We start from the raw sequence: 21,942 nt of genomic DNA, 5'->3' as shown, positions 1-21,942 counted from the left end.
ATGGACCAGGCGCCCCGCCCTGTTCCGGCCATGGACCGCCTGCCCGCCTTCGATCTGGAAAGCGGCCTGGTCAACACGGTTCTGGAAACGCCCAAGGGCTGCCCCGGAAAGCTGAAGTATGAGCCTGGGCTGGGCCTGTTCACGCTCAGTTACCTGCTGCCCCTGGGCCAGGTCTTCCCCCATAATTTCGGCTTCATCCCAGGAACGGAAGGACAGGACGGGGATCCCCTGGATCTGCTGTTGATACTGGACACGCCCCTGCCCACCGGCTTGCTGGTCCAGACGCGCCTGTTGGGCGTGATCATGGCGGAGCAGACGGACCAGAACGGCAAGACGGTGCGCAACGATCGCCTGCTGGGCGTGCCCGACCGGGCGCGGGAGCCTATCGCAGACGATCCCGTGCCTGTCCTGTCCCGCCAGTTGCTGGAGGACATCGAGGCCTTCTTCATCGATTACAACCGCCGGCGCGGCCGCCATTTCCGCCCCCTGGGCGTGGGCAACGCCGATGACGCCCGCGCCATCCTGGAGGCCGGCCTGATCAAGTCCTGACGCCGCGCATGGCCAGGCGGTACAGGCAGGGCATGACCAGCAGCACCAGTGGCAGCTGCACCGCCAGCCCGGACAGGATGGCGATGGCCAGCGGCTGCTGCATGCCCGCCCCTTCGCCCAGGCCGAAGGCCAGCGGCAGCAGGGTCAGCATGGCGGCCAGTGTCGTCATGGCGATGGGGCGGAAGCGGTTGCGCCCCGCCTGGGACAGCCGTTCCACCAGCGGCATGTCCGCCGGCAGGCTCTCAAACTCCGAGAAGAAGAAGATCGCCACCTCGGTCACGATGCCGATGACCATAGTCATGCCCATCATGGCGGTGATGTTCAGCTCCGTCCGTGTCAGCCACAGCCCCACGAACACCGCCCCCGCCGCCAGCAAGGGCATGACCAGGATGACCAGGGCGGTGATGAAGCTTTCGTACAGGAACAGCAGCAGGACGAAGACGGCCGCCACGGCGGCGGAGAATACGGTCAGCAGGCCGTGGAAGGCGATGCGTTGCTGCTGATAAAGCCCGCCGAGTTCATAGCGCAATGGCGCCTTCACCAGGTGCTGGCTGTCCAGCAGGGCGGTGACGTCAGCGGCGACGGAGCCCATGTCGCGCCCCTCTATGCGGGCGGTGACGGCCACCATGCCCTGCAGGTTCTCCTGCCCGATCTCCGGCTCCCCGCTCACCGGCACCACCGCTGCCACCCGCTTCAAGGGAAACATATGGCCGTCGGGCGCGCGCAGGCGCAGGTTGGCCACGTCGGTGTCGGTGGTGCGCACCGCCGCCGGCACCCAGACGCGCACCCCCACCTGCTTGGTGGCCAGCGCCGTCTGCAGCGGCAGCTGCGTCGCCACTGCCCCCTGCAGGTAATCAGCCACCGCCGCGGTGACGCCGGCCACGTCCATGCCCTCCACCGCCGCCCGGGCGGCGTCCACGCGGATGTCCAGGGCATCGCCTGCCGGGTTGACGCCGTCCTTGATGTCGACCACCCCGTCCACCTTGGCCAGGGCCGCCGCCACGGCGCGGGCCGTGGGCAGTACGGTCGCGGGATCGTCGCCGAAGATCTTGACCTCGATGGGCTGCGGCACGGCCGTCAGGTCGCCGATCAGATCCTCCATTTGCTGGGCGATCTCCACCTCAAGGCCCGGCACCTCGTGGGCGAGGCGGGCCCGCACCTCGGCGATGATCTCATCGATATCGCGGCGGCCGGTCGGTTTCAGGCGCACGAAATAATCGCCCCGGTTGGGCTCGTTCAGCTCCCCACCCAGACCAGCGCCAATGCGCCAGGACCAGGTCGCGACATCGGGGGTGCCGGCCAGGATGGCATCAACCTGGTGCAGCAGGCGGGCCGTCTCCGTGATGGCCGTGCCGGGGGCGCTGCGGTAGTCCAGGACAAAGCCGCCCTCATCCATGTCGGGCATGAAGCCGGAACCCACGGCGCGATAAGCCAGGCCACCCAGGACGATCAGGGGAACCAGGCCGGCCAGCGCCAGCCACGGCCGGGCCAGGAGGCGCGCCGACAGCCGTCCGTAGCGGTCGTCCACCCAGGCCTGCACCCTGCCCGCGCCGTGCGGCCTGTGGATGTCCACCAGCCGTTCCACCGCCAGCGGCACCGCCAGCCAGGTGATGATGAAGGAAAAGGCCAGGCCGGAGGCCATGGTCAGCGACAGCGCCTGGAAAAAGGCGCCGGTGACGCCGTTCAGGAAAGCCAGGGGAACGAAGATGACCAGGGTGGCGGCGCTGGATCCGGCCAGGGGCCGCGTGAATTCCCGCGCGGCGGCCAACACGCCGCCGCCGCCGTCACCATGTCCTTCGCGCAGGCGGCGCACGATGTGTTCCACCATGACGATGGCATCGTCGATGATCAGGCCCACCGCCGCCGCCATGCCCCCCAGGGTCATGATGTTGAAGCTGAGGTGCAGGATGCTCAGCAGCGCCACCGTGGCCGCCAGCGCCGCCGGTACCACCAGGGCGGCGATCAAGGTGATGCGCACGTCGCGCAGGAACAGCCACAGCACCAAGGCCGCCAGCACGATGCCGATCAGCACGGCGTCGCGCACACTGGCCGCGGAGGCAAGCACCAGCTGGCTCTGGTCGTACCAGTTGCTGACCGTGACGCCCTTGGGCAGGCTGGCCGCCGCCAAGCGGTCGCGCACAGCCGCCGCGATGCGCACGCTGTTGCCGTCGCGCTGCTGATAGACGTTCAGCAGCACGGCATTGCGGCCACCGGCCGTCACCCGCGTCCATTGCGGCACGGTGCCGTCCACCACCTGGGCCACGTCGCCCACCGTCACGACACCGCCAGCACCGCTGGACAGCACGACGTGGCGCACGGCATCGAGGCCGCCCAGGCTGTTGTCCGATACCACCAGGAACAGCTTGTAATGATCTTCGATGCGGCCAACGGCCTGCACCAGGCTGGCGTTGCCCACCGCCTTGACCACGTCCTCGAAGGCCAGGCCGTGGGCCAGCAGGCGGTCGGGATCGGCGATGACCTGGAATTCCTGCTCCGCCCCGCCGGTGACACCCACCTCGGCAACACCCTCGATGCCGGCCAGCAGGGGGCGCAGTTGGTACTGGGCCAAGTCCCGCAGCCGCGTGGGCGACAGGGTATCGGAGGTCAGGCTGTAGGCGATGATGGGGAAGACGGTAGGTTCCATGCGGCGCACGGTGGCGGTGGAGCCCGCCGGCAGGGTAGGCAGCACCTGCCCCACCGCCGCGTTCACCTGCAGCTCCGCCGTGGTCATATCGGTGCCCCAGGCGAAGGTGATGGACAGTTCCGCACTGCCCCGGCTGGTGGTGGAGCGCACGTCCGTGACCCCGGGCACCCGGTGCACCGCCTGTTCCAGCGGCCTTGTGGCCAGCAGCAGCATCTGCGGCGCCGGCCGGTCGCCGGCATCCAGCGAGACCCGCACCCGGGGGAAGGTCACGGTGGGAAACAGGGTGACGGGCAGACGAGCCGCCATGATCAGGCCCGCCAGTACCGGCAGGGCCAGCAGGCACAAGAGCGAGCGGCGATGGGCGGCCACCCACGCGGTGAAACTGGTCATCGGGCGGCCTCGACCTTGACGGCCCCGCCGTCCTCCAGACCGTAATTGCCCAGGATGATGACCGGCAGCTTGGGGTCCAGCTTGTCGCCGCTGACCTCCGTGCCGGCGGGGCCCTCCACGCCGGTCTCGACACTCACGCGCCGGGCCTTGGCCCCCGCTAGCTGGAACAGGTAGGCGCCGTCCTCATCCGTCAGCACCGCCTGCCGGGGCACGACATAGCCGTCGTGCCGGTCGGTGATGATGGCGATGCGGGCCGGGGTGCCGGGCAGCGCACCGCCACCCGCCTGCAGGATGACGGTCACGTCCACCCAGCGGGTGGCGGGGTTCAGCATGCCGGCGATGCCGGCCACCGTGCCGGTAAGGGCAGTGCCGGCCCCCACCAGCGGCGTCACCGTCACAGGTTGGCCCACCTTCACCGTGGCGACCTCGGCCGGGTCCACGCCCGCCACCACGCGCACGCCCGCGCCCCGGCCCAGCCGCACCACGGGCGCGCCCGGCTGGATGCGATCACCCAAGGCCACGGGGATGCTGTCGACATAGCCATCGAAGGGGGCGGCCAGGGTTTCGGTGGTGTGATCGGTGCCCAGGTGCTGCTCCGCCTCCAGGGCGCTGCGCGCGTCCCGTTCGGCCTGCTCCGCCGCCGCCACCTGGGAATTGGTCGCCAGGTGCTGGTCGCGCAGGGCGCGCGCCCGCTCCAGCTCCCCCGTGGCGAAGGTCAGGGCCGAGCGCGCCTTGGCATAGCCGGCGGCGGCCGTGGGGTCTGTCGCCAGATCCACCAGGGGGGCACCTTTGGCCACCGGCTGGCCAGGCCGCACCAGCACGCGGGCCACCTGCCCCGCCCGCTGGAAACTCACGTTGACCAGGGCGTCGCTGTCCGGCGTCAGGGTGCCGTAACCGCCGACGGTGACGCTGACCGCCTGGCGGGCCAGGGGCGCGGCGCGCACGGTGGCGACGGGCGCCGGCTCCTCGGCGGCATGGGCGCCACCGGCCAGCAGGGTCGCGGCCAGCAGCGTGGCGCGCAGGGCGGACTTGGTCATGGGGTCGCTTTCTCGATCGCGTCTGGGGCCGTGCCCAGGTTTTCCGGCACATCGCCACCGATCAGGGTCATGAGGTCGACGCGCTGTTCCTGCACCGTCTGGTCCAGCTTCAACGCCTCCAGCCGGCGGGACAGCAGGGCACCATGCAGGTCGGCGAAGGTGCGCTCATCGAGGCTGCCGGCGCGGAAAGCGGCGTCGGCGTCGGCCGCCGCCCGTTCCAGGGTGGCGATGCTGTCGGCCGTCGCCCGCGCCTGGGCCTCCAGCTGGTCCAGGGCCAGCAGGCCCTGGCCGACGCCGGCCACCGCGGCGTCCAGGCGCGCCTGATAGTCCTGGCGCAGCTGCTCCCGTGTCGCGCGCTGCACGGCGATGGCGCCCTGGTTGCCATCGAACAGCGGCAGGCTGATGGACAGCGCCAGACTCTGCGTCTTGACGTTGGAGGTGTCGCGGGCGCGGTTGCTGCCGATGCTAAGGGCCGGGAACTGGCCCAGCACCGCCTGCCACACCGCCTGCTCCTGCGCCCGGTAGCCGGCCCTCAGCGCCAGCAGGTCGGGCCGGCGGCCGGCCAATTGGGGCAGATCGGCCCGGATGCGGTCGGCCGGCGGCAGGGGCAGGTCGCCGGCCGTCAGGGGCGCAAGGGCCAGGGTGGCAGCGGGCGTCAGGCCCAGCAGGGCGTTTAGGTCCATGCGGTTGCGCAAGGCCTGCTGCTCCAGGTCATGCAGCTGGGTTTCCACGCCGTTCAGCGCCGCCAGGTCGCTGACGACGTTGGGCAGGGTTTCGTCCCCCCGGCCCATGGCGGTGCTGGTGCGGCGATAGCGGTCGGCGAACAGGGCGCGATTGGCCTCCAGCACGGCGCGCTGGCGCTCGAAGGCATGGGCCCGCACCACCAGCAGCCGCGCCTGGGACACCACCTGCCATTCCTGCCACAGCAGGTCCAGCTCCGCCCCCCGCAGGGTGGCCGCCGCGGCGTCCTTGCGGGAGGATCGGGTGAGGAAAGGCATGACGTCCTGCATCAGGCCGAGGGTGAAGGCGTCCATCACCGCGGGGCCCGAGGTGAGGAAGCCGTAGTCGACCGACAGCTGCGGGTTGGGCAGCAGCCCCGCCGTGAACGCCTCCGCCACCGCCACGCCATGCTGGGCGCGGGCGGCCTTCAGCTCGGGATTGCGGGCCACGGCCACCATGGCCACCGCATCGACGTCCAGCGGACGGGCCGGATCGACGGCGTGGCGGCGCAGGGCCGGCAGGGGCATGGCCGCCGGGTCTACGGTGATGCCCGCCAGGCCCTGCGCCAGGTCGGGCGCATCAGCCAGGGGGGCCGGGCTGTAGCTGGCGCAGCCGGCCAAGCTGGACAGGGCCAGAAGGCCGCCCAAGCCCCTTGATTTCCATATGCGTGGGATCATGCGGCAGGTTCTGGAGGAAGAGGTCGCGAAATCATGGATGCACGACGCCAGAAGACGGGTCTACCCTCCATTGACTTTTCAGTTAGTCTTCGACACTCACGCATTTGTCATGAATGGCGACGCCTTCATTGGGCCGGTTCCAGCACCATCACATGGAAGCTGCCCGGCACCATGGACGGACGCCCCCCGGCCTTGGCAGCCTCGAAGGTTGCCGTCGGCAGATAGACACGGCCGGTCACAGGGTCCAAGGCGCCAGTGCGAGCGCCTTTCTCCGTCGGCACCATGGCGGTGACGGCGGGCACGCCCCGGGCATCCTGGCTCAACACCGTCAGCACGCCGTCATGGCCGCAAGGAATCAGGAAACGGTGGTTCCTGGCATCCAGGATGACCGCGTCGGCCCCCTGGCCTATGGACAGGCTGGCCAGGACATGGCCGTCGGCAGCATTCATGGCCACGGCCCGGCCGCTGGAACAGGCGGTGACCAGGATGCCCGTGGCCGGGTCCAAGGCAAGCCCGGTGGGACCGTCGCAATCCGCCAGCGGCCGTCGCGCCAGCACGGCATGGCCGGGCAGGTCGACCACCACCAGTTCGTTCCTGTCCTCCACGTTGACGTAGAGATGGCCCTGCGCGTCTACCGCGGCGAATTCCAGCGCACCACCCACGGCGATGTGGCCGACGACGGTGCGGGCGGCCGGATCGATCAGGGTGATGTCGCCCTGCTTGCCGTCCATCACCGCGACCAGCTTGCCGGCCCGGACCACGGCGTCCGGCTTGGTCCCGGTGGGCAGGCTGGCCAGGACGGCGCCGTCGGCCGTGTTGAACAGGGTGGCGGTGTTGCTGTCGCCGTTGGTGCTGACCGCCATGCCGCCGCCCAGCGGCAACACGCCGTGCACCCGCTGGCCCGGCACCAGGGTGGGCGTCAACCGACCACTGTCCAGGTCCAGCGCCAGCACGCCGTCGCCACGGGCCACGTACAGCCGGCGGGCGTCGGCGTCCACGCTGGCGTAGTCCCACGGCCCATCGGGTGCGGCGATGCTGGCGCCCTTGCGGTAAGGCGCGTCGGCGGCACCGGCCGGCCCCACGGTGGCGAGGCCGGCGGACAGGAAGGCGATGGCGGCGAGGGAAAGGCGGCAGGGCATGATCGGGACGTCCAAGCGATGAAACCCCTGCTCAATAACCGCATCCTGGCCGGGGAAACGCTAACTTTTGCGTTAGGGCCGCGTCTGCCCTGGTGCCCCACCGCGGCAAGGCCGCTATCGTGCGCCGAGATGCCCTGAGAATGCCCTGCCAGAGTTGCCCACCCATGCCCAGGATATTGGTGATCGAGGATGAGGAGCGGACGGCGCGCGAGATCGTCGATGCGCTGAAAGCCGAAGGCTATGCCGTCGACCTTCGCGCCGACGGCCCCGCCGGCCTGGCGGCGGCGCGCAGCGGCCATTACGACGCCATCACCCTGGATCGCCTGCTGCCGGGCCTGGACGGGCTGACCTTGCTGGCCGACCTGCGGCGGGAGGGGGTGACCACGCCCGTGCTGGTGGTCAGCGCCTTGGATGGCGTGGACGACAAGGTGCGGGGACTGCGCGCCGGCGGCGACGACTATCTCACCAAGCCCTTCGCCCTGGCCGAGCTGGTGGCGCGGGTCATGGCCCTGGCCCGCCGCCGGGCGGACAAGCCGGCCGGCACCCTGCTGCAGGCGGGCCCCCTGGTCATGGACCTGATGAACCGGCGGGCCACGCGCGGGGCGCGGGACCTGGACCTGACACCGCGCGAGTTCCGCTTGCTGGAATATTTCGTCCGCAACGCGGAACAGACCTTGACCCGCAGCATGCTGTACCAGGCGGTGTGGGAATACAGCTTCGATCCCGGCACCAACGTCATCGACGTGCATATCGGCCGCCTGCGCCGCAAGGTGGATTGGGATAACGAGGACCCGATGATCCGCACCGTGCGCGGCGGGGGCTGGCGCCTGCATGCCCCGGATTGAACGGTTCCGCCTGGCGGACCTGCCCCGCACCACCGCCTTCCGCATGACCCTGCTGTTCGGCGTGCTGATGATCACCGCCGTGCTGCTGGTGCTGGGCTTCGTCTACTGGCGCACGGGCGTGTTCCTGACCCGCCGGCTGGACGACACCCTAGTGCGCGAGACGGAGGAGTTCCTGCGCACCTCGGTGCCGGAGCAATCCGCCCATATCGACAGCCTGGTGGACAGCGACGGCCGGGGGTATTGGAAGGCCCTGCTGCTGGCGCCCGACGGTCACGTCCTGGCCGGCAACCTGCCGGCGTTGCCGCCGGAATTGAAGGACGCCGACGGCAAGGTCCACGCCCTGCCCCACGGCGCCGGCCCGATGCCGGAGCACCATCACAAGGCACGCGGACTGGCACACCGCCTGCCGGACGGGGGCGTCCTGGTGCTGGCCCTGCGCACCGATGAGGTGCACGAGGTGCGCGAATTGATCCTGCGCGCCATGGCGGCCGGCCTGGTAGGCAGCGTCGGCCTGGCCCTGGCGGGCGGCTTGGCACTGAGCTTCGGCACCCTGCGCCGCATCGAGGCCATCCATCGCGCCAGCGCCACCATCATGGCAGGCGACCTGTCGCAGCGCCTGCCCACGCGCGGTTCCAGCGACGACTTCGACAAGCTGGCCGCCATCGTCAACGCCATGCTGGGCAAGATCGAGGGGCTGATCGGCGACGTGAAGGCGGCGGGCGACAACATCGCCCACGATCTGCGCACCCCCCTTACCCGCCTGCGCACCCGGCTGGAGGGTGCCCTGCGCCGGGGCGGCGATGTCGAGACCCATCGCGCCGCCATGGAAGACGCCATCAGCGACGCCGACCAGATCCTGGCGACCTTCCGCGCCCTGCTGCGCATCGCGGAGGTGGAGGACGGCCGCCGCCGCGCGGCCTTCGCCCCCGTCGACCCCGCGGCGCTGGCAACCGCCGCCGCCGAGCTGTATGAACCGCTGGCCACCGCCCAGGGCCTGGCCTTCACCGCCGACATCCACCCAGTCGGATCCGTCACCGGCGACGCCGACCTGCTGTTCGAGGCGCTGGGCAACCTGCTAGACAATGCCATCAAGTTCACAGCCATCAAGTATGGCGGGGCGGGCGGCGCCGTCAGCCTGACCCTGCGGCAGGAGACGGGACAGGTGCCGGAGCTCATGGTCCGCGACACCGGGCCCGGCATCACGCCCGAACAGCGGAACATGATGTTCCGCCGCTTCACCCGCGGCGACGACGCCCGCCATACGCCGGGCAACGGCCTGGGTCTCAGCCTGGTGGCCGCCGTGGTGCAACTGCACGGCTTCCACCTGGACGTCGAGGACGGCCAGCCGGGCTGCGTCATGCGGGTCAGGCTGGGCTAATCGGCGGCCAACAGTTGCCGCGTCAGGCCGTCGCAATCCACGTCGTCGGCGCCGCCGAAGTCGGGCAGCGGGATGGGGATCAGGCGGCCAATGGTGATGCGGGGGGAGCGGATCTTGCCCCTGACCACCACGGGGGCGTGCAGGTCCAGAAGGTCGAACTTCTTGGTGTCGGCCGTGACCTCGGTATCCACCTCCTGGGTCTTCAACCGAACCTCGCCGTTGACGTGGACAACCGATTTGCGGGTGTCCATCAGGGTGCGGTCGAAAGCCACCTGGCCATGGTTGAAATTCAGGCGGCCCAGGGCGCAGCGAATGGGGATCTGGTCGTCGCCGGTAATGTACAGCACCAGGGCATCGGCGATCTGCAAGCCGGCCAGGCTGACCATCAGGGAACTGATGGTACCACCGGACATGGTGACGACGACGTTGCCTGTGGCCGAGCCCATGACCTCTGCCAAGGAATGGCCATTCCCCACCAGTTGCACGCGGCCCCTCAGCTTGCCCGTGGTGGTGTCGAAATAGTCCGACCCGCGGAAGAAGGTCTTCAGGTCCACGTCCTGGTAGGTCAGATTGGCGCGGGCCTGCGGGTTTTCGGTGCGGGCGTCCAGCGCCAGGGTGCCGGCCAGGGTGCCGCCGGCCACGCTCATGCGCAACGGGTCTACCATCGCCTGCCCGTCCCGGACGCGCACACGGAAGTTCAGCGTCTGCACCGGCAGGTAGTCCGGCGCCACCACGTGGCGGGCGTCCAGGCTGACATCCATGTTCATAGCGCGCAGCCGTTCCATTTTCAGCGGTACGTTGGGGAACAGGTCCCCCGTCGCCTCCAGCTGGGCCTGGGTCTTCTTCTGCTCCGCCGAGAGGTTGCCCTTGGCGCCGGGCGTGGCGCCCACCAGGGGGGCCAAGTCGGCGAAGGCCAGGTGGTCGGATGTGAGATGCGCCGTGAGGAAAGAGGGCTTGGCATGGTGGTCGATGGCGATGTCCCCGGCCAGGTCGCTGTCGCCCGCATGCCAGGCCATGTCCACCACCCGCCAGACGCCGGGCTCATGCGTCAGCTTGCCAGTGATGCGGTACGGCGGCGTGGGCGGGCCCGGAATGCCCAGCAGGGGAAAGATGTCCGAGAGGTTGGGGCCGGACAGCGCCACCTGCACATTGGATCCTGTGAATTGGAAGGGATCCTCCAAAGTGCCGTTCACCGTCAGCTTGGTGGCCCCGTAATCAACCTTCAGGTCCACGGGATAAGGCTGGTCCGTGTCGCGCAGCATGAGGACGCTGCCGCCGACGAAGTGCACGGTCAGGGGCTGGTTCTCGATGCTGCCCTTCAGATCCAGTTCGGCCTTGGGTTCGGCTGGGGCCTGGCCGGTGGCCGTCTGCACCGTGCCGTCCAGGTTCAGCTTGCGCTTGGCGTCGCGATAGCTGACGCGGCCGTCGTCGATCTCCAGCCGGCCGATCAACGGCACCTCATCCCGGCTCTCGGGCTTCAGCTGATTCACGGTGCCACTGGCCACCGGACTTTCCGCCGGGCTCCAGTTCCATTGTTCCTGGTCGTTCTTTTCCAGCGCCACCACCGGCTGGCGCAGGATCAACTGGGGGAACACCAGGTCGCGGTGCAGCAGCAGGGGTTTGAGCTCGATATCCAGCTCGATCTGCTTGGCCGTGAACAGGTGCGGCGCCTGGCCCCAGTCGGTGTTGGAGACCTGCACGTCGTCCAGCAGGATGTGGGTGACCCAGCCCCAATGAACGGAGATCTTGCCGATCTTGGTCTTGCGCCCGGAAAAAGCATCGGCCCGGTTTTCCAGCTGGGCGCGCACATAGTCGGACGTGACGAAGAAATAGACCCCCGTTCCGGCCAGCAGCACCAGTACCACCAGCACACCCAGGGACCAGCCGATTATCTTGAATGCCCGTCGCATGGCGCAAATCCGTAAAGCAGGTTCCGTCCGGCAAGCCCCCTCCAGCACGCCCGGCGTTCATCCCCCATCCCCTGCCAACCGCCAAGGTGGTGCCCCGGTTCCCCGGGGCGCTTTTGGGATGCCTTTGCCGGTGGTCCACCCTATGGTGGCGGCCAATAAGGCTTTGAGGAACGAACCCATGCTGTTGCACCTGTCCACCTGGTCGGAGACCGAGCGCCACCTGGAACGCTCCAAGACCATCGTCATCCCCATCGGCTCCAACGAGCAGCACGGCCCCACCGGCCTGCTGGGCACGGACTGGCTGTGCCCGGAGATCATCGCGCATGAGGCGCACAAGGGCGGCGCCGACATCCTGGTGGGGCCCACCTTCAACATCGGCATGGCCCAGCACCACCTGGGCTTCCCCGGCACCATCAGCCTGCGCCCCTCCACCTTCATGGCGGCGATCGGCGACTGGGTGCGATCCCTGGCCGTGCACGGTTTCGAGCGGATCTATTTCCTGAACGGCCATGGCGGCAACGTCGCCACCATCGAGGCCGCCTTCTCCGAATTGTATGCCGAGGCCAGCTTCGCCAAGCGCCGTGCCGGCTTCGCCCTAAAGCTGCGCAACTGGTGGGATCTGCCGGGCGTCAACGCCCTGGCGCATCAGCTGTTTCCCGCCGGCCACGGCAGCCACGCCACCCCGTCGGAAATCGCGGTGACGCAATGGGCGTATCCGGACGCCATCAAGACGGCCGAGTACACGCCCAAGATCGCCGGCTCCGGCCCCATCCGGGAGGCGCTGGACTTCCGCGCCCGGCATCCGGACGGCCGCATGGGCTCCGATCCCGCGCTGGCCACGCCGGAAAAGGGTGGCCAACTGGTGCGACTGGCGGTGACTGGCCTGGTGGCCGAGGTCGCAGCCTTCGGCAACGAGCCCGCCGTCTAAACGTCAAGAGGGCCTTGCGACGTCGCAAGGCCCCGCCCCGGCCCGGCTTAGCCAACACTCGGAAGGAGATTCAAGAAGATGCGCCTGTCCGTCCTGCTGCCCGCCCTGGTCCTGCTGGCCGCCACGCCCGCTTTGGCCGAAACCGGCATTGTCCGCACGCAAGGCCCCAACGCCGACAGCCCCATCGCCGCCGCCGTCACAGTGCCCGCCGGGGCGGAGACGGTGTACCTCAGCGGCACGCTGGCCTCCGTCATCGATCCCAATGCCCCCAAGGGGAGCGTCCAGGCCTATGGCGACACCCAGGCGCAGGCGCTGAGCGTGCTGGGCAAGCTGAAGGCCACGCTGGAAGGCCTGGGCTATGGCATGGGCGACGTGGTGCAGGCGCACGTCTTCCTGGCGGGCGACCCCAATAAGGGCGGCGACATCGACTTCGCCGGCCTGCAGGCCGCCTGGACGCAGTACTTCGGCACGGTGGTCCAGCCCAACAAGCCGGCACGCAGCACGGTGAAGGTGGCGGCCCTGGTGCTGCCCGGCGCCCTGGTGGAAATCGAGGTGACCGCCGCCAAGGTGAAGCACTGACCCAGCCTTATTATGGTGCCGTGTCGTCCACCCAACAGGCCCGGGGTGGACGGGGCGCTTTCCTCAGGTCATTTCCGGCAGATGGTCCAGGATCTTGTCCAGGGTGATGGGATAGTCGCGCACGCGCACGCCGGTGGCGTTGTAGACGGCGTTGGCCACCGCCGCCCCCACGCCGCAGATCCCCAGCTCGCCCACCCCCTTGGCCTTCATGGGGGAGGAGATGGGATCGACCTCGTCCAGGAAGACCACCTCCTGGTGCGGGATGTCGGCGTGCACCGGTACCTCGTATCCCGCCAGGTCATGGTTGACGAAGAAGCCCCGGCGCTTGTCCACCGCCAGTTCCTCCATCAGGGCCGCCCCCGCCCCCATGGTCATGGCACCGATGACCTGGCTGCGGGCCGACTTGGGGTTCAGAATGCGTCCGGCGGCACAGACCGCCAGCATGCGGCGCAGCCGGATCTCACCCGTGGCGCCGTCCACTGCCACCTCTACGAAATGGCCGGCGAAGGTGGATTGCTGGTACTTCTTGTCCAGGTCGCCGTATTCGATCAGGTCTTCCACCACCAGTTCCCCATCCTTGGCCGCCTGGGCCAGCGGCACGGTGTGCCCGCCGGATGAGACATGGCCGTCGGCGAATTGTGGCTCGGCGGCGTTGAAGCCCAGCTTGCGCGCCACGGCCTGGCGCAGCTTCATACAGGCGGCATAGACGCCCGCCGTCGAGTTGTTGGCGCCCCACTGCCCGCCGGAGCCACAGGAGACGGGGAAGCTGCTGTCGCCTAAGCGCACCGCTACCCTGTCCAGCGGCACGCCCATGGTTTCCGCCGCCGTCTGGGCGATGATGGTGTAGGTGCCGGTGCCGATGTCGGTCATGTCCGTTTCCACCGTCACCATGCCCTGGCCATCCAGCCGCACGCGGGCGGCGGATTTGGTCACCAGGTTGTTGCGGAAGCCCGCCGCCACGCCCACGCCCACCAGCCAGCGGCCCTCGCGCACGCTGGCGGGCTTTGGGCTGCGCTTGGCCCAGCCGAAGCGCTCCGCCCCCTGGCGCAGGCATTCCGCCAGCTGGCGTTGCGAGTAGGGGCGGCCTGGCTTTTCCGGATCCTCTTGCGTGTCGTTCAGGATGCGGAACTGGATGGGATCCATACCCAGCTTTTCCGCCATTTCATCCATGGCGATCTCCAGGGCCATCAAGCCCGGAGCCTCCCCCGGGGCCCGCATGGCGTTGCCCTCCGGAAGGTCCAGCACGGCCAGACGCATGGCGGTCAGGCGGTTGGCCCCGGCGTAAAGCAGGCGGGTCTGCTGCACCGCCGTCTCCGGCTTGCCACCGGGCAGATCGCCGGACCAGCTTTCATGGCCGATGGCGGTGATCCTGCCCTCACGCGTGGTGCCGATGCGGATACGCTGGATGGTGGCCGGACGATGGGTGGTGTTGTTGAACATCAGGGGCCGGGTCAGCGCCACCTTCACCGGCCGGCCCGCCGCCTTCGCGCCCAGGGCCGCCATCAGCGCGTCACTGCGCACGAACAGCTTGCCACCGAAGCCGCCACCGATGTAGGGCGAGATCAGGCGGATATTTTCCTCCGGCATGTTAAGGGTTTGCGAGACGTCCTTCACGCCCCAGTTGATCATCTGATTGGCGGTCCACAGGGTCAGCTTGTCGCCATTCCAGGCAGCGATGGTGGCGTGCGGCTCCATCATCGCGTGGCCTTGATCGGGCGTCGTGTACGTGGCGTCCAGCTGCACCGGCGCCGCGGCGTAGGCGCCGTTGAAATCGCCCACCGTGCTGTCCGGTTCGCCCTTGGCCACCGTCGCGCCACTCCGGGCAGCCGCCAGGTCATAGGCCCCGGCCTCCGCCTGATAGTCCACCTTGATCAGGCTGGCGGCGTCGCGCGCCTGCTCGAACGTCTCGGCCACCACCAGGGCCACCGCCTGGTGGTAGTGCTGGATTTCCGGCCCGCCCAGGAGGGCGGCGGTATTCCACTTGCCCTTGCCCAGCGCGCCCGCGTTTTCCGCCGTCACGACGGCAATGACGCCGGGGGCGGCCTTGGCAGCGGCGACGTCCATGCGGCTGATGCGGCCCTTGGCGATGGCGGATCCCAGGATGAACCCGTAGGCCTGGTTGGCCACCACGTCATGCCGCTCATAGGCATAGGGGGCCGTGCCGGTTGTCTTCAGCGGCCCGTCGATGCGGTCGGTGGCCTTCCCCACCACCTTCAGCTGGTCGATGGGGTTGGTGGCGGCGGGTGTGTCGAACTTCATGGCCTCACCCCCTCGCCTCGGTCAGGACGGCGGCCAACGTGCGCTCGGCCAACTTGATCTTGAACCGGTTGTCGGCCGTCGGACGCGCATCGGCCAGCAGGCCGGCAGTGACCGCCTTGGCGCCTTGCTTCATGTGCGCCTCCGCCGCCTCCACCCGCCAGGGCTTGGGCGCCACGCCGCCCAGCGCCACCCGGCCCCATGCGATCCCGTTGGTGTCGCCGGGCTGCATGATGGCGGCGACGGAAACCAGCGCGAAGGCGTAGGAGGCGCGGTCGCGCACCTTGTGATACAGCTGCACGCCGCCCACCGGCTTGGGCAAGGTCACGGCCGTGATCAGTTCCCCTTGCTCCAGCGTCGTTTCCACATGCGGCGTATCGCCGGGCAAGCGGTGCAAGTCCGCAATGGGGATTGCGCGGAAAGCACCGCCGGGCCGCACCGTTTCCACGGTCGCGTCCAGCACCCGCATGGCCACGGCCATGTCGCTGGGGTGGGTGGCGATGCAAGCCTCGCTGGTGCCGACGATCCCCAGTTGGCGGCTGACACCGCCGATGGCGGAACAGCCGCTGCCGGGCTGGCGCTTGTTGCAGGGCTGGTTGGGGTCATAGAAGTAGGGGCAGCGGGTCCGTTGCAGCAGGTTGCCGGCGGTGGTGGCGACGTTGCGCAATTGGCCCGAGGCGCCGGCCACCAGGGCCCGGCTTAGCACGCCATAGTGCCGGCGCACCCGCATGTCGGCAGCCAGGTCGGTGTTGCGCACCAGGGCCCCGATGCGCAGGCCGCCGTCCGGCGTATCCTCGATCTTGTCCAGGCCCAGGCCGTTCAAGTCGATCAGATGGGCCGGCGTCTCGATCTGCAGCTTCATCAGGTCCAGAAGATTGGTGCCGCCGGCGATGAAGCGGGCGCCCGGTATGCTGGCCGCCTTGGCCGCGGCATCGGCCGGGGACGTGGCGCGCTCATAGGTGAAGGGCTTCATGCCGGATCCCTCCCGTTCTGTTGGCCCGCCGTCCTTTGGCCCGCCACGTCGGTCATGGCGTCCAGAATGTTGGAATAGGCGCCGCAACGGCAGATGTTGCCGCTCATGCGTTCCCGCATCTCGGCATGGGTGGGCTGGGGGGCGTCCGTCAGGCTGGCGGTGACGTGACTTGGAATGCCGGCCTTGATCTCATCCAGCACGGCGACGGCGGAGCAGATTTGGCCCGGCGTGCAGTAACCGCACTGATACCCGTCATGCTTCACGAAAGCGGCCTGCATGGGGTGCAGCCTGGCCGGCGTGCCCAGCCCTTCCACCGTCGTGACGCTGCCGCCCTCATGCATGATGGCCAGGGTCAGGCAGGAATTGATGCGCCGGCCATCGACGATGACGGTACAAGCGCCGCATTGGCCATGGTCGCACCCTTTCTTGGTGCCGGTCAGGTGCAGATGCTCCCGTAGCGCGTCGAGCAGGGTGGTGCGGGTGTCCACCTCCAGCGTCTGCGCCGTGCCGTTCACGGTAAGGGACACGCGATTCATTACAGGATTCATGACGGGCGCCGGACCGGGATGGGGGGCCGGCGGCGCATCGCCGTCAGCCGGCATAGCCTGGCCGTGCCGCGGCGTCGCCGTCAAGGCGGCGGACGCCGCCGCCCCCAGCAGCAATCCACGCCGGCTGACGTCGGCGTTTCCATGATGTCGCATATCGTCCCCTCCGCCACCGCCCAACCGCAAACACGTCACTGCTCCACAGCTCACCGCAAAGGTGTCGCCTCACGTGCCACCCTTCCCGCAGGTAGTTGTCCACGAAGGTGACAAAGGCCCTTGCCTTGCCGCTGGGCATACGCCCCGGGGGATAAACCGCAGACACGATGATGGACGGCAAGGCCCAGTCATCCAGGGCTGAAACCACCGCCGCGGATTTCAGTTCCGCCGTGAATGCAAATTCGAAAGCGCTGGCCGGCCCCCATGACGGCGATCACGGCCGGTCGTGTGGCCGACATCGAACCAGACCACCAGCGCCGGCTGGCGCCGGAGCATCTGCTTACGTCGGGCGGCAGATCGACCCAGCCGCTTCCGATGTCGCTACGTCCCCAGGGATATCAGGCTGGTCAGGCGTTGGCCCTTGAGGGGGCCCTTGAGGGGGCCCTTGAGGGGGCCCTTGAGGGGGCCCTTGGGGGCGCGACGCGATTGGGGGGCGCTCTCTGAATCGGCCCGCGCGCTCACGGCGTTCACGCCGCCAAGCCGCCGGACTCTGTCCTGTCGCTCCGCGAAAGCGGTTGGTGAAGTGAGACTGGTCGGAAAATCCGCAAGCAACGGCGATCTCGCTGAGCGGCGCATCGCTGGTCAACATCATCCGCTGGGCCAGCGCCAAGCGCCGCCGTGTAATGAAGCTATACGGCGTCTCGCCCATCGTACGCTTGAATGCCCTGCAGAAGTGCGACGCACTTCTGCGAGCGACCTCACCGAGCTTCTTGACGGAGATATGTTCCGACAGATGCTCCTCCATGTAAGCGGTGACCCGGCGGACCTGCCAAGGCGCAAGCCCGCCGCCATCCATGCCATGCATGACGGAGGTTCTTTCCAGTTCAACTTTTAGAATATCAGACGCCCTGTTAATCGCGCGCTTGGCGGATTCCGGGTCCCAATCCACGTCGCCTTCGGCACGCTCCAACAGCTCAAGCAAGCTATGAACAAGGGCCTCTTCCCCGAGCCCGTTCAGTGGCGTAGCGGGAACAACGGCGGCGGTCAGCTGAGTCATCTTTCCAGTCCCGTCGGAATTACGTCGGGATGATGCATTGTTCGCTCTCGCAAACGCTTGTTTGGCGTTGCGAGAAATTATTGCGAATTTGTAAGTCCGATTAAGCAAAGTGGTGCAAATTGACGCACTGAGTTTCAAGAAGAGAGATTTTCCAGGACTTAGACTCGCCGCGACGTCATAGTCCGGGAATCAATCATGCCTCTCGCTTCAGACGTCTTCCGATCCTACGGGGGTAAAGGACGTTGGAACCGACTGACAGCCTTTTCCGCCCATGTCTCGATCGGCGGCCCATTATTGGGGCCCGGCTCTGCGTCCCCCTCCGGTGGCCGTCCGTTGTCGCGGGAATTCGCCATTGAAGGAGACCCCCGCAGTCCAAGCCTGAAATTATTCGGCTCTACCGACGCGGACCGCTATTTCCTATACCGCCCCAACCGGCTCGAGATCCGGAGCAGGAGGGACGCTTTGATCACTGGCGTGGACTACCCGGACGCCACTCTGGCAGGAAGTGCCAACGGTCGCCCCCTCGACGAGATCGAGAGGTTGTTCCTTATTGGAAACGTTTTATGGAACGCCATCGCCGGCCCTTTCGCTGGGCTTCTCCCTGGCGCGAGAACCGTCGCCACCGGCGTGGGGCAATTGGATATTCACTTGCCTCATCGCGCCGATCCATTGTGCCCCCATCGACGGCTGCTGATCGCCGACGATGGAATTGCCCACCGCTGCGACTATCAGATGCGGCATGTCCACCCCGGTGTTCTGGCGGACATTCTATCGGCCCATGCCTCTTTCAATGGAATTCTCATTGCCACCCTTCGGCGGGCCCGCGCCATCGAAGCGGATGGACGCCTTGGCACGAATTCCCTGTTAGACGTTGAGATTTTTGACGTGCGCTTTCAATGAAAGCGCACGTCGATCACCCAAAAATCAGAGAAAGTTCTCCTGGATCATCTCAATGACGTCCTGGCTCTGCCCATCCAGAATGGCCCGGGCGGAATAGAGCGCCATGCCATATGCCGGACCGAACTCGATGACCGGCGGCATCACCAACGTCATGCTTTCCACCTTGACGTTGAGCAATGCGGGTCCGGGATGGGCGAGCCATGAACCGACCGCCTCCTCCAGCTCATCGGCGCGGGAAACGGTTCGTCCCCACAATCCCATCGCCTCGGCCACCTTCCCGAAATCCGGGTTGTGCAGGTGGGTATAAAGCGGCAGCAGGCCTTCCGACTTCTGCTCAATGTCAATGAAGCCTAGCTTGCCGTTATCGTAGACGGCGATCTTGATTGGCAGTTTTTCCTGGACCGCCGTCAGCAAATCGCCGAACAGCATGGCGATCCCGCCATCTCCGGACAGGGCTATGACCTGCCGGTCGGGCGCCGCCTTCTGCAAGCCCAGGGCGGTGGGCATCGCCGATGCCATCGTGCCGTGCAGCAGACTTCCAAAGAAGCGGCGCTGTGCCGTTGCGGTAAAATAGCGGTGCATCCAGACGGTCGGCGTGCCGTCGTCACCGGTTACGAGCGCGTCTTCGGCCGCCATGCGGTCGATGACTTCCGTGAGATGAATGCCCGAAATACTGTCACGCCGCTTAGGCGCCGCCTTGGCCACGTGTGACGCGATCACCTCATGGTAACGCTTCACCAGGCGATCGAGGAAATGCGTGTCCGTCTTCTCCTGGACCCTGGGAATTAGCGCCTCGACGGTTGCCTTGATGTCGCCGGTCAAGCCGAGGGCAATAGGATGACGGCGGCCGAGATGCGTCGGATCAAGGTCGATTTGAACGATGCGCGCATGCTTGGGGTAAAATTGGCGCCAGGCGAAATCCGCCCCCAGCAGCAGTAGCGTGTCGCAGTCATGAAGCGCCTGATAGCCCGCTTCAGTCCCAATGATTCCCGTCATGCCGACGTTGTAGGGATTGTCGTAAGCCAGCGCGTCCTTGCCCCGCGACGTATGAGCGATCGGCGCCTTGAGAATTCCGGCGAGGCGGACGATCGCATCATGCGCATCACGGCAACCCGACCCACCGTAGATCGCCACCTTCCGCCCGGCATTGAGGAAGGCGGCGGCACGATCAAGATCGGCGTCGATCGGGCGGACCAGCGGATCGCTGGTATGGACGGCATAGGGCACATCGTCATGCGCATCGGAATGCGAGATATCGACCGGCACGATCAAGACTGCGACGCCCCGCTTGGCCAAGGCGGCCTGACAGGCCATGACGGTCTTGCGCCTGGCCTGGTTGGGCGTGAGAATCATGTCACAATATACGCTGCAACTGCCGTAAATGGCCTTGAAGTCGACTTCCTGAGGAAAGTCGAACCCCAACTCGTCGCGGACGACCTGGGTGGCGATGACGATGAGCGGGGCCCGGTTGCGGTTGGCCTCCACCACCCCGTTGATAAAGTGGAGGCTGCCGGGGCCGCAGCTGCCAGCGATGGCGGTGAGCCTGCCGGTCACCAGCGCTTCGCCCTGCGCCGCGAAGGCACCGGCCTCCTCATGGCGCATGTGAATCCAACTGATCGAGCTGGTGGAGATATTGTGCGCGATCAGATTGAGAGTATCGCCGACGACACCATAGCAATTCTTGACGCCAGCCTGCTCCAGGGTTTCGACGATGATCTGGGCTACTTTTTTGCTCATTCCGGGAATACTCCTCTGCAAAAGAAGTCACTTGCGCCACAGTGCGGCGCTGGCGCTGTAGACCGCACCGCGGGCACGATTAAGATTTCCAAGCGGCCGGAATCCTTCGGGCGCGTTCCAAGGATTAAAGGCCAGGCCGTCCACCCTGGCGGCCGCCTCCGCATCAATGCTTGGGCGTCCGGGAATCACGAGGGTGGCAATGTCGACGGACGGAGTGACGGCTTCACGCCATTCGACGGCGCCGTCTTCTATTGGGGTGCGTTCTTCATCGACGAAGGATTGCAGCGCCAATTTAAAGGTCACTGGGCCCTGGGTCAGGCGCGCCGAGAAATCGGCATTGAGATCGTCGGGCCCCTCTTCACCGGGCGCGGCTGTGGCGTCGGACCAGGGCCGCAGGTTAAAGCGAACCGGGCCCGCCTCCCCCCAAAGATAGGCGCCGCGGCTCCAGAACCGTTCGCGGGCGAGCCCCGGTGATTTGCGGGCGCCTTGCTGGATGTTTTCCAGCATTCGCCTCGTTTCAGCAGCCCCGAAATGCTCGACCAGACGCGCCGGCAAAGTCGCCCTGTCGCCGCTTGAGGCGATCATGGCGAACTCGACGAACTGGCGCGCGTTACGGGCATGCGACACGGGGAAGCTCGTCATGAGCAGATCGTGGAAGCCGCCGCCAGGGATCGCGACACGAAGCGCCACCCCCCTGAGATCCGGCGCTGCGTCAGGCAGGTGTGCCGCGCTGGCGTTGGAGAAGCGAACGGTCGCCCCGAATTCTCTGCCCGCCTGGACATAGCCCTGGCAGAAACGGGCGGGCGCGTCGTCATCGATCAGCAGGCGGGCGTCCTCGATCCCGGCGGTTTGCTTCGCATGGAGCGTCCTTTGGGGATGGCTCCATCCGGCCTTTCGCCGGGTCGCCTCCTGGATTGATTGGAAGACTTCAGCGAAGCGCTGAAAGCTTTCCTGTTCCGCCTCAATCGACCCGCCGTCGAAAACCTCACGCCAGCGTTCTGTATCGGTCATCGCAAATCCCCTGATGGTGCGCCGGCCGCATGCTGGCGGCATCGTGCCCAAATGGATTGCAGCCCAATGCCATGCTTTGAGAGTTATTGTTGCTGGCGTCGGCGCATGCCCTTGGCACACGCAAGCAAGGATTTCCAAGTCGGCGCAACGGGATGCAATCCCGGGGAAATCACACCGAATAGCTTTTAGACCGGATATTCACCTCGCCTCCGGTTCCCACGATGCCCCATTCCCGTACCGCCCCGGACCGCTGGCTCGTTCCCGCCGGCGCCTTGCTCCTGACGGGTTGCCTGTCCAGTTGCAACACTGCCCCAACCCAAAGCATTCTGGGCTCGTTCTTCCCGTCCTGGATGATTTGCTTCCTGATCGGGGCCGTCGCCTCCGTGGCCATCCGGCTCATTCTTTCCGCGGTCGGGATGGCGCGCGCAGTGCCAGCCGCCCTGCTCGTCCATCTGATCCTGGCGGTAGCCGTCTCCTTCGCGGTGTGGCTGCTATGGCAGGACTAGAAGCC

General features: G+C 67.4%; 18 protein-coding genes. 7 read left to right on the top strand and 11 right to left on the bottom strand.

Annotation, left to right across the window (positions count from 1 at the left end; all coding sequences use genetic code 11):
* On the top strand, window positions 1–549 hold the full coding sequence (locus FBZ87_RS20655; RefSeq protein WP_145612491.1) for an inorganic diphosphatase: 549 nt from the start codon (window positions 1–3) through the stop codon (window positions 547–549).
* On the opposite strand, the gene FBZ87_RS20650 is transcribed toward FBZ87_RS20655, so the two are convergent.
* From FBZ87_RS20650 to FBZ87_RS20635, 4 genes are all read right to left on the bottom strand, one after another.
* The gene (locus tag FBZ87_RS20650) at window positions 539–3,583 is read right to left on the bottom strand and encodes an efflux RND transporter permease subunit (RefSeq protein ID WP_145612490.1); all 3,045 of its coding nucleotides are present in this window, start codon (window positions 3,581–3,583) and stop codon (window positions 539–541) included. The two genes, FBZ87_RS20655 and FBZ87_RS20650, sit on opposite strands and share 11 nt — an antisense overlap.
* A complete protein-coding gene (locus FBZ87_RS20645; RefSeq protein WP_145612489.1) occupies window positions 3,580–4,620 on the bottom strand; it encodes an efflux RND transporter periplasmic adaptor subunit in 1,041 nt (346 codons plus the stop codon). The genes FBZ87_RS20650 and FBZ87_RS20645 overlap by 4 nt, the downstream gene beginning before the upstream one ends.
* Entirely contained in the window at window positions 4,617–5,987 is a 1,371-nt protein-coding gene (locus FBZ87_RS20640) for a TolC family protein (RefSeq protein ID WP_186454879.1), read from the bottom strand. The genes FBZ87_RS20645 and FBZ87_RS20640 overlap by 4 nt, the downstream gene beginning before the upstream one ends.
* A gap of 155 nt (window positions 5,988–6,142) precedes the next feature.
* On the bottom strand, window positions 6,143–7,156 hold the full coding sequence (locus FBZ87_RS20635; RefSeq protein WP_145612487.1) for a YncE family protein: 1,014 nt from the start codon (window positions 7,154–7,156) through the stop codon (window positions 6,143–6,145).
* Between the two features lie 164 nt (window positions 7,157–7,320).
* Between FBZ87_RS20635 and FBZ87_RS20630 the strand changes: the two genes are divergently transcribed.
* Together FBZ87_RS20630 and FBZ87_RS20625 are read left to right on the top strand one after the other, a co-directional pair.
* The gene (locus FBZ87_RS20630) at window positions 7,321–8,001 is read left to right on the top strand and encodes a response regulator transcription factor (protein ID WP_145612486.1); all 681 of its coding nucleotides are present in this window, start codon (window positions 7,321–7,323) and stop codon (window positions 7,999–8,001) included.
* Window positions 7,988–9,379 carry an ATP-binding protein gene (locus tag FBZ87_RS20625; RefSeq protein ID WP_145612485.1) on the top strand — a complete coding sequence of 464 codons (1,392 nt, stop codon included), beginning with the start codon at window positions 7,988–7,990 and terminating at the stop codon, window positions 9,377–9,379. The genes FBZ87_RS20630 and FBZ87_RS20625 overlap by 14 nt, the downstream gene beginning before the upstream one ends.
* Here the strand turns inward: FBZ87_RS20625 and FBZ87_RS20620 are convergent.
* Window positions 9,376–11,289, bottom strand: a complete 1,914-nt coding sequence (locus tag FBZ87_RS20620; RefSeq protein WP_145612484.1) for an AsmA family protein — start codon at window positions 11,287–11,289, stop codon at window positions 9,376–9,378. The two genes, FBZ87_RS20625 and FBZ87_RS20620, sit on opposite strands and share 4 nt — an antisense overlap.
* A gap of 178 nt (window positions 11,290–11,467) precedes the next feature.
* On the opposite strand from FBZ87_RS20620, the gene FBZ87_RS20615 reads away from it, so the two are divergent.
* Both FBZ87_RS20615 and FBZ87_RS20610 read left to right on the top strand, forming a co-directional pair.
* A complete protein-coding gene (locus FBZ87_RS20615) occupies window positions 11,468–12,217 on the top strand; it encodes a creatininase family protein (protein WP_145612483.1) in 750 nt (249 codons plus the stop codon).
* Between the two features lie 78 nt (window positions 12,218–12,295).
* Complete coding sequence (locus tag FBZ87_RS20610; protein WP_145612482.1) at window positions 12,296–12,796, top strand: RidA family protein; 501 nt, start codon at window positions 12,296–12,298, stop codon at window positions 12,794–12,796.
* Window positions 12,797–12,859: 63 nt separating this feature from the next.
* Here the strand turns inward: FBZ87_RS20610 and paoC are convergent, their stop codons facing one another.
* The 4 genes from paoC to FBZ87_RS30235 all read right to left on the bottom strand — a co-directional run bounded on the left by paoC (window position 12,860) and on the right by FBZ87_RS30235 (window position 17,531).
* The gene (paoC, locus tag FBZ87_RS20605; protein ID WP_145612481.1) at window positions 12,860–15,055 is read right to left on the bottom strand and encodes an aldehyde oxidoreductase molybdenum-binding subunit PaoC; all 2,196 of its coding nucleotides are present in this window, start codon (window positions 15,053–15,055) and stop codon (window positions 12,860–12,862) included.
* Window positions 15,056–15,059: 4 nt separating this feature from the next.
* Window positions 15,060–16,025 (bottom strand): FAD binding domain-containing protein, encoded by a 966-nt coding sequence (locus tag FBZ87_RS20600; RefSeq protein ID WP_145612480.1) that lies wholly within the window; start codon window positions 16,023–16,025, stop codon window positions 15,060–15,062.
* Complete coding sequence (gene paoA / locus FBZ87_RS20595; RefSeq protein ID WP_145612479.1) at window positions 16,022–16,726, bottom strand: aldehyde dehydrogenase iron-sulfur subunit PaoA; 705 nt, start codon at window positions 16,724–16,726, stop codon at window positions 16,022–16,024. Before paoA ends, FBZ87_RS20600 begins: the two co-directional genes overlap by 4 nt.
* A gap of 340 nt (window positions 16,727–17,066) precedes the next feature.
* Window positions 17,067–17,531 (bottom strand): helix-turn-helix transcriptional regulator, encoded by a 465-nt coding sequence (locus FBZ87_RS30235; RefSeq protein WP_425465737.1) that lies wholly within the window; start codon window positions 17,529–17,531, stop codon window positions 17,067–17,069.
* Between the two features lie 714 nt (window positions 17,532–18,245).
* Between FBZ87_RS30235 and FBZ87_RS20585 the strand changes: the two genes are divergently transcribed.
* Window positions 18,246–18,683 (top strand): hypothetical protein, encoded by a 438-nt coding sequence (locus tag FBZ87_RS20585; protein ID WP_145612477.1) that lies wholly within the window; start codon window positions 18,246–18,248, stop codon window positions 18,681–18,683.
* Between the two features lie 24 nt (window positions 18,684–18,707).
* Here FBZ87_RS20585 and FBZ87_RS20580 read toward each other — a convergent pair whose 3' ends face one another.
* Together FBZ87_RS20580 and FBZ87_RS20575 are read right to left on the bottom strand one after the other, a co-directional pair.
* Entirely contained in the window at window positions 18,708–20,420 is a 1,713-nt protein-coding gene (locus FBZ87_RS20580) for a thiamine pyrophosphate-dependent enzyme (RefSeq protein WP_145612476.1), read from the bottom strand.
* Window positions 20,421–20,447: 27 nt separating this feature from the next.
* Window positions 20,448–21,431 (bottom strand): catalase family protein, encoded by a 984-nt coding sequence (locus FBZ87_RS20575; RefSeq protein ID WP_186454878.1) that lies wholly within the window; start codon window positions 21,429–21,431, stop codon window positions 20,448–20,450.
* A gap of 221 nt (window positions 21,432–21,652) precedes the next feature.
* Between FBZ87_RS20575 and FBZ87_RS20570 the strand changes: the two genes are divergently transcribed.
* Window positions 21,653–21,937 (top strand): YtcA family lipoprotein, encoded by a 285-nt coding sequence (locus tag FBZ87_RS20570; protein ID WP_145612474.1) that lies wholly within the window; start codon window positions 21,653–21,655, stop codon window positions 21,935–21,937.
* The last annotated feature ends 5 nt before the right edge of the window (window positions 21,938–21,942 follow it).

It is taken from the genome of Nitrospirillum amazonense, from assembly GCF_007828035.1.
GTDB lineage: Bacteria > Pseudomonadota > Alphaproteobacteria > Azospirillales > Azospirillaceae > Nitrospirillum > Nitrospirillum amazonense.
This window is presented reverse-complemented; position numbering and strand designations above follow the sequence as displayed.

Coding starts and splice junctions, on each gene's coding strand:
- FBZ87_RS20655 (WP_145612491.1), top strand. CDS start 1: ATGGACCAGGCGCCCCGCCCTGTTCCGGCCATGGACCGCCTGCCCGCC.
- FBZ87_RS20650 (WP_145612490.1), bottom strand. CDS start 3,583: ATGACCAGTTTCACCGCGTGGGTGGCCGCCCATCGCCGCTCGCTCTTG.
- FBZ87_RS20645 (WP_145612489.1), bottom strand. CDS start 4,620: ATGACCAAGTCCGCCCTGCGCGCCACGCTGCTGGCCGCGACCCTGCTG.
- FBZ87_RS20635 (WP_145612487.1), bottom strand. CDS start 7,156: ATGCCCTGCCGCCTTTCCCTCGCCGCCATCGCCTTCCTGTCCGCCGGC.
- FBZ87_RS20630 (WP_145612486.1), top strand. CDS start 7,321: ATGCCCAGGATATTGGTGATCGAGGATGAGGAGCGGACGGCGCGCGAG.
- FBZ87_RS20625 (WP_145612485.1), top strand. CDS start 7,988: ATGCCCCGGATTGAACGGTTCCGCCTGGCGGACCTGCCCCGCACCACC.
- FBZ87_RS20620 (WP_145612484.1), bottom strand. CDS start 11,289: ATGCGACGGGCATTCAAGATAATCGGCTGGTCCCTGGGTGTGCTGGTG.
- FBZ87_RS20615 (WP_145612483.1), top strand. CDS start 11,468: ATGCTGTTGCACCTGTCCACCTGGTCGGAGACCGAGCGCCACCTGGAA.
- FBZ87_RS20610 (WP_145612482.1), top strand. CDS start 12,296: ATGCGCCTGTCCGTCCTGCTGCCCGCCCTGGTCCTGCTGGCCGCCACG.
- paoC (WP_145612481.1), bottom strand. CDS start 15,055: ATGAAGTTCGACACACCCGCCGCCACCAACCCCATCGACCAGCTGAAG.
- FBZ87_RS20600 (WP_145612480.1), bottom strand. CDS start 16,025: ATGAAGCCCTTCACCTATGAGCGCGCCACGTCCCCGGCCGATGCCGCG.
- paoA (WP_145612479.1), bottom strand. CDS start 16,726: ATGCGACATCATGGAAACGCCGACGTCAGCCGGCGTGGATTGCTGCTG.
- FBZ87_RS30235 (WP_425465737.1), bottom strand. CDS start 17,531: ATGGAGGAGCATCTGTCGGAACATATCTCCGTCAAGAAGCTCGGTGAG.
- FBZ87_RS20580 (WP_145612476.1), bottom strand. CDS start 20,420: ATGAGCAAAAAAGTAGCCCAGATCATCGTCGAAACCCTGGAGCAGGCT.
- FBZ87_RS20575 (WP_186454878.1), bottom strand. CDS start 21,431: ATGACCGATACAGAACGCTGGCGTGAGGTTTTCGACGGCGGGTCGATT.
- FBZ87_RS20570 (WP_145612474.1), top strand. CDS start 21,653: ATGCCCCATTCCCGTACCGCCCCGGACCGCTGGCTCGTTCCCGCCGGC.